The sequence below is a fragment of the Bacillus haikouensis genome, from assembly GCF_013179555.1.
Taxonomy (GTDB): Bacteria; Bacillota; Bacilli; order Bacillales; family Bacillaceae_B; genus Rossellomorea; species Rossellomorea haikouensis_A.
The window spans coordinates 1-2,233 of record NZ_JABMCR010000457.1; the positions used below are offsets into that span (position 1 = coordinate 1).

General features: G+C 43.1%; 3 protein-coding genes and 1 pseudogene. 1 reads left to right on the forward strand and 3 read right to left on the reverse strand.

Going from position 1 to position 2,233, the window contains the following annotated elements; genetic code table 11:
• Positions 1 to 187, reverse strand: a pseudogene (locus tag HP456_RS25215) (divergent polysaccharide deacetylase family protein); the annotation flags it as partial.
• 310 nt (positions 188 to 497) lie between these two features.
• Between HP456_RS25215 and HP456_RS23085 the strand changes: the two are divergent.
• Entirely contained in the window at positions 498 to 737 is a 240-nt protein-coding gene (locus HP456_RS23085) for a hypothetical protein (RefSeq protein WP_172255419.1), read from the forward strand.
• A 215-nt stretch (positions 738 to 952) separates the two neighbouring features.
• On the opposite strand, the gene HP456_RS23090 is transcribed toward HP456_RS23085, so the two are convergent.
• Entirely contained in the window at positions 953 to 1,510 is a 558-nt protein-coding gene (locus HP456_RS23090; RefSeq protein ID WP_172255421.1) for a GNAT family N-acetyltransferase, read from the reverse strand.
• 153 nt (positions 1,511 to 1,663) lie between these two features.
• A partial coding sequence (locus HP456_RS23095; protein ID WP_172255423.1) for an ATP-binding cassette domain-containing protein occupies positions 1,664 to 2,233 on the reverse strand: 570 nt, incomplete at its 5' end.

Consider the following 2,233-nt stretch of genomic DNA (forward strand, 5'->3'; position numbering starts at 1 on the left):
GCATAATGGCTAGGGTAAGCGTTACCGGCAGATGAAGGATTTCCTCTGTTCCCTCCATATCATTTCCCAAGTCGTCGATCACAATGGCCAGCTCCTTATGATGTGCCGGCAGCGGCAGGATATTTCTTGCCCCTGCCGTACTTTGCACGATCAACATGACTGCCAAGCAGATGAACAAGCTTTTCATTCTTCAACACTCCTTTTTCTTTAACATGTCCATTGATTCAGGAATTTAGGAGATGAACTTTTAAAAAACTGGCCGTGGGGGCAAGTTTAACTCGAATTATATTTTTCAACATAAATTTCATAATTATTTGGGAATGGTTCATAATTTCATGAAATGAATCGTAATTATTGAATTTGGTTTATATTTTTTCTCCAGCAAAGTAGGAAGCCTCTTTCTGCAGCAGCTTCGTCTGATTAACAGCCACCTTCCTCATCCCGCGGATAAATCCTTCAGAACTGACCAATCCTAGTAAAAAAGGAGGGATAAGAACATGGTCGAACATCAAATAGAGGATTTATTTCACTTTTATGGTCATGAAGATTTATATAAACGATTCAAAACACCTCTTTATGTGACCGGATTGTTTGATGACAGCGATGCAGAAGACTTGGAGGATTTCTTTGACCAATTCACATTGGACAGATCCATCCTTTTTGACGAGTTTCGCTTTTGGTTCCGTTATTTCGAGGTATCAAAGACAGGGATGGATGGCACTTCACCTTACCATTAACAACGTAAATGGGACACTGAACCTGTCCCTGCGTCCCCGTCGTCCAACAAAAAAAAGCGGTTCCCCGGCCGGAGCCGGAAAACAGCTTTTTCTAGTACGAATTATTTTGATAAATATAATTAGTCGATATTTGTAAAGTCATTTGATGGGGACCACCAACATAGGCATTCAGGCTGGTACATTTGGACAAAAAATGAACGCAGGAACAGTTTTCCCTAGTTCAGTCCGGCTCTTTTACCATGTTCCCCGTCCTGACTCAAAGACTTCTCATAGCAGCGGTATTCCTGATGACCTTCAGGTTTTGAGGTGAAAGAGACCGACCCTCTGTACGAATACCCCAATTTCTCATACAGGGAATTCGCTCCCTCGTTTCCTGCATATGCATCCAGACGGACACTGAGATATCCATGATCAAGTGCATACTCCTCGCACTTCTGTAAAAACCGGGTACCGAGGCCCTTCCCCTGCTTCGAAGGATCCAGAAACAATGCGTGCACCACGAGCTCCTCATCATTCTCCCAAGGAATCCTGCCCCATTCAGGGGACTGCCACGTATTCAATGTGACCGCTCCCGAAAGCTCTCCATCTGTATATAAACAATATAAGTCACCGTATCCTATCTGCTCTTCAAAGTACTCCCTGTTCGGATAGTTTTCATCCCACTGAAGCAGTCTCTTATCATCAAGATCCTTCTTGCTCTTGAGGTAAACGGCCGTTATTTCATTCAATTGATCATGCTTTGCTTTTTTTAGCTCTAAAGTCTTTGTTTTCATTGTCATTCCTCGTATTCAATGGATTTTCCTTATCTCTTAGTGTTTGATGAAAGGTGGATGGTTATTCTATAACACATGTTGCCATCCCCTTAATCCGTTCATTTCCGGCTTACCTTCCATCCATTAGAGTGGATGGTAACAGGATACCGGAAATCACAAACATTTCTCAAGAAGTTCATATTTTTCATCTCTGTCTTTTTCAAGCTTCTCTTTTTCCCTGTAAAGCTCCTGAAGGACGTCCAGATCTGCTTCAGCGAGCAATTCCCCATCGATTACGGCGATCTTTGCCTCCAGCTCTTCCAACTCCATTTCCACCTCTTCAATCGAGACGGCCGGTTCAACACGCACTGCTTTTTCTTGAACAGGGGCAGCCTGCTTCTTCACCAATGCCTTTGCCTCTTTTTGAGGTGCTAATTCGACCAGTTTCTTTTTTGCCCAGCTGTACGGTCCTTCAAATGAGAATAGTTTACCATTATGAATCCAATAGGTTTTGTGAAACAGTTTATTTAAGAAATAGCGATCGTGGGACACGGCCAATATGGTTCCCTTAAAGTCTTCCAATGCTTCTTCCAATACTTCTCTTGAATCGATATCCAGATGGTTCGTCGGTTCATCCAGCACAAGGAAATTAATATCCTGATGCATCAGCTGTGCTAAACGGAGCCTCATCTTCTCCCCTCCGCTGAGCTGACCTACCTGCCTGAACACATTTGGTCCATAAAA